This is a genomic window from Streptomyces sp. GC420 (assembly GCF_009916105.1).
Classification (GTDB): Bacteria; Actinomycetota; Actinomycetes; order Streptomycetales; family Streptomycetaceae; genus Streptomyces.
The window spans coordinates 1-6,685 of the sequence record NZ_JAAAXQ010000399.1 but is presented as its reverse complement, the minus strand read 5'-3'; the positions used below and the strand labels follow the sequence as shown (position 1 = coordinate 6,685).

At 71.1% G+C, this 6,685-nt stretch carries 5 protein-coding genes; 1 reads left to right on the top strand and 4 read right to left on the bottom strand.

Features of this window, described 5'->3' with window-relative positions; translation table 11 throughout:
* Positions 1-47: 47 nt before the first annotated feature.
* The 3 genes from GUY61_RS32255 to GUY61_RS32245 form a co-directional block, all read right to left on the bottom strand.
* Entirely contained in the window at positions 48-1,043 is a 996-nt protein-coding gene (locus GUY61_RS32255) for a PadR family transcriptional regulator (protein ID WP_166633874.1), read from the bottom strand.
* A 1-nt stretch (position 1,044) separates the two neighbouring features.
* Complete coding sequence (locus tag GUY61_RS32250) at positions 1,045-1,938, bottom strand: DUF4097 family beta strand repeat-containing protein (RefSeq protein ID WP_166633873.1); 894 nt, start codon at positions 1,936-1,938, stop codon at positions 1,045-1,047.
* A 498-nt stretch (positions 1,939-2,436) separates the two neighbouring features.
* On the bottom strand, positions 2,437-2,616 hold the full coding sequence (locus tag GUY61_RS32245) for a DUF6104 family protein (RefSeq protein WP_128557595.1): 180 nt from the start codon (positions 2,614-2,616) through the stop codon (positions 2,437-2,439).
* A 139-nt stretch (positions 2,617-2,755) separates the two neighbouring features.
* Between GUY61_RS32245 and GUY61_RS32240 the strand changes: the two genes are divergently transcribed.
* Positions 2,756-2,941, top strand: coding sequence for a DUF6191 domain-containing protein (locus GUY61_RS32240; protein WP_166633872.1), 186 nt, complete (start codon positions 2,756-2,758; stop codon positions 2,939-2,941).
* 156 nt (positions 2,942-3,097) lie between these two features.
* On the opposite strand, the gene GUY61_RS32235 is transcribed toward GUY61_RS32240, so the two are convergent.
* A partial coding sequence (locus GUY61_RS32235) for a multifunctional oxoglutarate decarboxylase/oxoglutarate dehydrogenase thiamine pyrophosphate-binding subunit/dihydrolipoyllysine-residue succinyltransferase subunit (RefSeq protein ID WP_166633871.1) occupies positions 3,098-6,685 on the bottom strand: 3,588 nt, incomplete at its 5' end.

Sequence of the window (6,685 nt, the reverse complement as noted above, 5' to 3'; positions counted from 1 at the left end):
GTTCCGTCCGGTGCGGACGGAACCCGGGCCCCAGGACCTCGTTCCGGTCAGTCGCGCGGCGGGCGGAGGATCACGCCGATGTGGGCGGCCGCCGTCGACAGGTGGCGGCGGGCCTCCCTGAGCTGTTCGGCGGTCACGCCGTGGTCGCGGGCCGCGTCGCGGATGTCGTCCCGGAAGCGGTCGAGGAGGCGGTCGAGGTCGCGGGCGGGATTGCCCGTCTCCTCGGTGTCCTCGGCCCAGCCGTGGGTCTCCTGAGACTCCGCGGGGGTGGTGTACGTGCCCGCCGTGTCCGCGCCGGCCGGGTTCGCGTCGGCCGTTTCCGGCTTGGCGTAGGGCGGCCAGACGCCGGTGCGGGCGAGGCCGCCCAGTTCCTTGGTGATCTCGGCGAGCCCTTCGCGGACGCCCGTGGGCCAGTCGCCGCGCGCGAAGTGGTCCTGCACCTGGTCCTGGACGCGCTTGGCCATGCGCTGCAGTTCCTCGCGGGCGCTCTCCTGGGCCTCCTTCGCCTGCCTGCGGGCGCGCTGGGCCTCCTCGCGGGCGCGGCGGCTCTCATCCTTGGCGCGGCGGGCCTGCTCCTTCCACTCCTGCTTGGCGCGCCGCATCTCCTCCTTGGCCGTCCTCCAGGCCTCCGGCCCGTCGTCCCCGGCCGCGCCGGTGCGCGCCTCCGAAGCCGCGGCTCGCATCTCGCGGCGCAGATCGCCGGCCGCTCCGCGCACGTCGTCGCGGATCTCCGCGGCCAGTTCTGAGACGGACTCGCGGATCTCCAGCTCCAGATCGGCCAGTTCACCGCTGCGGCCGGCGAGCTCCGCGCGGCCCGAGTCGGTGATGGAGTACACCTTGCGGCCGCCCTCGGTGGCATGGGTGACCAGCCCCTCGGCCTCCAGCTTGGCCAGCCTCGGGTAGACGGTGCCCGCGGAGGGCGCGTACAGACCGTGGAACCGCTCCTCCAGGAGGCGGATCACCTCGTAACCGTGGCGGGGGGCTTCGTCGAGCAGCTTCAGCAGATAGAGCCGGAGGCGGCCGTGCGCGAAGACGGGAGGCATGTCAGAGCACCTTTCCGTCGCTGGGGGACCCGGTGGGGGCCCCGGAGGGGGTTCCGGCGGAAGCGCCGGGCGGTTCCTGGCGATCATCCTCGACAAGGGGGCGGCGGAGCAAAGCGATCGACCCGGAGACCGTGGTCGCACGGAGGTTTCCGGTGCCCGCGCCGAGCGTGCCCGCGATCTTCTTGGCGCCCCACTGGCCGCTGACCCGCAGGCCGTCGAAGGCGTTGGCGACCGAGCCGCTCGCCGTGTTCGCCTCCACCCGGGCGTCCGCCGGGTGCGGCAGGCGGATGGCGATCTCCCCCGAGACCGAGTTGAGCGCGATGTCGGCCGGCCCCGAGGGGTCGAGGTCGACGACCATGTCGCCGCTGACGGAGTCCGCCCGTACGGAGGAGGCGGTGCCCTCGACGACGGTCAGGTCGCCGGAGACGGAGTGGAAGCGGAGCTTGCCGGTGAGGGCCTGGGCCTCCAGGTTTCCCGAGACGGTCTCGGCGGAGACCGGACCCGAAAGTCCGACGAGCGTGGTGTCGCCGGTGACGCTGCGGACACCCGTCGGACCGTGGATGCCGGACACGACGGCGTCCGCGCCCACCATGCCGACCTCGACCCGGGCCGTCGGCGGTACGGCGAGGGACACGACGGCCCGGCGGTGCGGGCCCTTGCGGTCGAGCCACTTCAGGAAGCCGCGCCAGGGCAGGTCCTCGTACCCGACGGTGAGGGTGCCGGCCTCGTAGGACACGGCCAGCGGCGGGCCCTCGAGTGCGGAGACCTCCAGGCGGGTGGAACCTTCCTCGGAGCCCACCACGTTGACCATTCCGTTGACTATGCGTACCTGCAGCGTGGCCACCGGTTCGTCGAAGGAGAGCTTCCGGGGCTCGGACACGGACCATTCGGACATCAGGCGGCCTCCTCGGACGGGCCCGTACAGGCTTGGTGAGACGCAACATATCGCGTATCTCCCGTGACACGATATATCGCGGCCTGGTGAAGTCAAGTGATGGTCCGCGCCGCACCTCGCGGGCACGCCGGATTCCGGGGCCGTGCACCTTTGCCGCGGCCGCCCAGGCCTCGACGTGTCCATGACTGGGAGTCACTCGGCCGGCTGACGGTGCCGGGCCCGGGGTCGCTCGGGGCCGTGACGCACGGCTGCGTGCCGCCCGTGCCCGGCCGATCGGGGGCCGGCCCTTGGGGCCCCGCCGCCGCTCAGGGGTACTCGGCGCCGCAGCCGCTGCCGGGCCCTCGAGCGCCCCCGCCCCGCCGCCCACGGAGTGCTGCGCGGGTCGTCATCGCCGGTGGCCGGGGCAGGCGGTCGGGGCAGGCTGTCAGAGCCGACGGCCGGGGCAGGCGGACGCGGTGGCCCGCCTCCCGCCCCGCCGGGAGAAACCGATTGGCCGTGTCAGTCCTCGTCCTCGTCGTCCAGCCGGGCCAGCCAGGTGGCGAGGCGCTCGACCGGAACCTCGAAATCCGGATTGAGGTCGACAAAGGTACGGAGCTGTTCGGCGAGCCACTCGAACGTGACCTCTTCCTCGCCGCGCCGCTTCTCCAGCTCCTCGATGCCGCGATCGGTGAAGTACATGAGGAAAAGCCTAGCCCGTCCGGGACCGCCGCCCCGTGGGAGATCCCGGTGCGCTCGGGACCCTCGCTTCGAGTGGGGGCGCGGTTACGCTGAGGAGAAGTCCTGAGCGAGCCGTACGAAGGGGAGGAGGTGGGCCGGAATGTTCGGTGGAGCGTTGGACGAGTTGTTCGCGCCCGGCAGGCGGCACACCGAGGAGGAACGGCGGAGGCAGGAGATCACGCTGGACGAGGCGGGGGACGCCGATCCGGGGCGGGGACCGATAGACCTCAGCGCGGGAACCGTGGTCATACGGGTGCCGAAACCGCAGGAAGAACGTGAGGCCTGAGACTCGTCCGAGGAGGGCGGCGCGCCGGAGGCCGGAGTCCACGCAGACGACGCCGGAGTAACGCCGGAGTGAGCCGGAGCGGTGGGACGCCGAAGGGCCCGGAGCCGCTCGACGCGGTTCCGGGCCCTTCGGCGTTCGTGGGACGAGCCCCCGAGGTCAGGCCTCGAAGACCTCGCTGACCAGCTGGGCCTGCTCGGCCTGGTGGCGCTTGGCCGAGCCCACCGCGGGCGAGGAGCCGTGCGGCCGCGAGATGCGGCGCAGGCGCTCGCTGTGCGGGACGTCCGCGCCGACCGCCAGGTCGAGGTGGTCGATCAGGTTGAGCGCGATGAACGGCCAGGCACCCTGGTTCGCCGGCTCCTCCTGGGCCCACAGGTACTTCTCGGCGTTCGGGTACTTGGCGATCTCCGCCTGGAGCTCCTTGCCCGGGAGCGGGTAGAGACGCTCCACCCGGATGATCGCCGTGTCGTTCGCGCCGCGCTTGGCGCGCTCCGCCTCGAGGTCGTAGTAGACCTTGCCGGCGCAGAACACGACCTTGCGGACGGCCGAGGCCTCCACGTGCGTGTCACCGATGACGGGGCGGAAGCCGCCCGTGGTGAACTCCTCCGCCTTCGAGGCGGCCGCCTTGAGACGGAGCATCGACTTCGGGGTGAAGACGATCAGCGGCTTGTGGTGCGGGTTGTGCACCTGCCACCGCAGCAGGTGGAAGTAGTTCGACGGCAGCGTCGGCATGGCGACCGTCATGTTGTTCTGCGCGCAGAGCTGGAGGAAGCGCTCCGGACGGGCCGAGGAGTGGTCCGGGCCCTGGCCCTCGTAGCCGTGCGGCAGCAGCAGGGTCACACCGGAGGTCTGGCCCCACTTCTGCTCGGCGGAGGAGATGAACTCGTCGACGACCGTCTGGGCGCCGTTGACGAAGTCACCGAACTGGGCCTCCCACACCACCAGGGCGTCCGGGCGGGCCAGCGAGTAGCCGTACTCGAAGCCCATCGCCGCGTACTCGCTGAGCAGCGAGTCGTAGACGTTGAAGCGGGCCTGGTCGTCCGACAGGTAGAGCAGCGGGGTGTAGTCCTCGCCGGTCTCCTGGTCGACCAGCACGGCGTGGCGCTGGCCGAAGGTGCCGCGGCGCGAGTCCTGGCCGGCCAGGCGGACGGGGACGCCCTCCATCAGCAGCGAGCCGATGGCGAGGGTCTCGCCCATGCCCCAGTCGATGGTGCCCTCGTCCACCGAGGTCGCACGGCGCTGGAGCTGCGGCAGCAGCCGCGGGTGGATGGTGACGCCGTCCGGGATGTTGACCTGGGACTCGGCGATCCGCTTGACGACCTCCTGCGAGACCGCGCTGGTCAGGGAGACCGGGAACTCCGCCTGCGTCGCGGGGGCGTGGGCCGGCGCCGGGCCGGAGGTGGCCTCGCGGACCTCGGCGAACACCTTCTCCAGCTGGCCCTGGAAGTCCTGCAGTGCCTGCTCGGCCTCTTCCAGGGTGATGTCGCCGCGACCGATCAGGGACTCGGTGTAGAGCTTGCGCACCGAGCGCTTCTTGTCGATCAGCGTGTACATCTGCGGGTTGGTGAACTGCGGGTTGTCGCCCTCGTTGTGACCGCGGCGGCGGTAGCAGATGAGGTCGATGACGACGTCCTTGTTGAACGCCTGGCGGAACTCGAAGGCGAGCCGGGCCACGCGGACCACGGCCTCCGGGTCGTCGCCGTTCACGTGGAAGATCGGCGCCTCGATCATGCGGGCCACGTCGGTCGCGTACATCGAGGACCGGGAAGACTCCGGCGGGGCCGTGAAGCCGACCTGGTTGTTGATGACCACGTGGACGGTGCCACCGGTGCGGTAGCCGCGCAGCTGCGACATGTTCAGGGTCTCGGCGACGACGCCCTGGCCCGCGAAGGCCGCGTCACCGTGCAGCGCGACCGGCAGGACCGTGAAGTCCGTGCCGCCCTTGCCCACGATGTCCTGCTTGGCGCGGGCCACGCCCTCGAGGACGGGGTCGACCGCCTCCAGGTGGGAGGGGTTGGCCACCAGGGAGACCTTGATCTGCTCGCCGTCCAGGCCGGTGAAGGTGCCCTCGGCGCCCAGGTGGTACTTCACGTCGCCGGAGCCGTGCATCGACTTCGGGTCGAGGTTGCCCTCGAACTCGCGGAAGATCTGGGCGTACGACTTGCCGACGATGTTGGCGAGTACGTTCAGGCGGCCGCGGTGGGCCATGCCGATGACGACCTCGTCCAGGCGCGCCTCGGCGGCCGAGTCGAGCACCGCGTCCAGCAGCGGGATGACGGACTCCCCGCCCTCGAGGGAGAACCGCTTCTGGCCGACGTACTTCGTCTGCAGGAAGGTCTCGAAGGCCTCCGCGGCGTTCAGCCGGCGCAGGATGCGCAGCTGCTCCTCGCGCTCCGGCTTCGAGTGCGGACGCTCGACGCGGTCCTGGATCCACTTGCGCTGCTTGGGGTCCTGGATGTGCATGAACTCGATGCCGACGGTGCGGCAGTACGAGTCGCGCAGCACACCGAGGATGTCGCGCAGCTTCATCATCGACTTGCCGGCGAAGCCGCCGACGGCGAACTCGCGCTCCAGGTCCCACAGCGTCAGCCCGTGCTCGGTGATGTCGAGGTCGGGGTGCTTGCGCTGCTTGTACTCCAGCGGGTCGGTGTCGGCCATGACGTGGCCGCGGACCCGGTAGGAGTGGATCAGCTCGAAGACGCGGGCCGCCTTGGTGACGTCGTCGTCGTGCGAGGTGTCGATGTCCTTGAACCAGCGGACCGGCTCGTAGGGGATGCGCAGCGCCTCGAAGATGTCGTCGTAGAAGCCGTCCTCGCCGAGGAGGAAGTTGGCGACGATCCGCAGGAACTCGCCGGAGGCGGCACCCTGGATGACCCGGTGGTCGTACGTCGAGGTCAGGGTCATGACCTTGGAGATGCCCAGCTTGTTGAGCGTGTCCTGGGAGGTGCCCTGGAACTCCGCCGGGTAGTCCATCGAGCCGACGCCCATGATGACCGACTGCCCGGGCATCAGACGCGGCACGGAGTGCACGGTTCCCAGGCCGCCGGGGTTGGTCAGGGAGACCGTGACGCCCGTGAAGTCGTCCATCGTCAGCTTGTTGTTCCGGGCGCGGCGGACGATGTCCTCGTACGCCTGCCAGAACTCGAAGAAGTTGAGTGTCTCGGCCTTCTTGATGCCCGCGACGACCAGCTGGCGGTCGCCGTTCGGCTTCACGAGGTCGATGGCCAGGCCGAAGTTGACGTGCGGCGGCTTGACCAGGGTGGGCTTGCCGTCCTTCTCCGCGTACGACCAGTTCATCGACGGCATGGCCTTGATGGCCTGCACCATGGCGTAGCCGATGAGGTGCGTGAAGGAGACCTTGCCGCCCCGGGCGCGCTTGAGGTGGTTGTTGATGACGATGCGGTTGTCGAACAGCAGCTTCACCGGCACGGCGCGCACGGACGTCGCCGTCGGCATCTCCAGCGAGGCGTCCATGTTCTTGGCGACCGCGGCGGAGGGTCCGCGCAGCGTCACCAGCTCGGCCCCGTCGGCGGGCGCCGCCGGCTTCGCGGCCGCGGGCTTCGCGGCGGGCTTCGCCGGTGCGGGCTTCGCCGGGGCGGGCGCGGCGGCGGCCGGCCTGGCCGCCGGCTTCGCCGGTGCGGCGGCCGCCCCCGAGGCGGCCGGCGCGGGCGCCGGGGCCGGGGTGCTCGCAGCCCCCGCGGCTGCGCCACCCTGCGTGACGGTGGGAGCGGGGGCGGGCGCGGGCGC

Excerpts from the sequence above, each read along its gene's own strand:
- GUY61_RS32255 (WP_166633874.1), bottom strand. The coding sequence starts at position 1,043 with ATGCCTCCCGTCTTCGCGCACGGCCGCCTCCGGCTCTATCTGCTGAAG.
- GUY61_RS32250 (WP_166633873.1), bottom strand. The coding sequence starts at position 1,938 with ATGTCCGAATGGTCCGTGTCCGAGCCCCGGAAGCTCTCCTTCGACGAA.
- GUY61_RS32245 (WP_128557595.1), bottom strand. The coding sequence starts at position 2,616 with ATGTACTTCACCGATCGCGGCATCGAGGAGCTGGAGAAGCGGCGCGGC.
- GUY61_RS32240 (WP_166633872.1), top strand. The coding sequence starts at position 2,756 with ATGTTCGGTGGAGCGTTGGACGAGTTGTTCGCGCCCGGCAGGCGGCAC.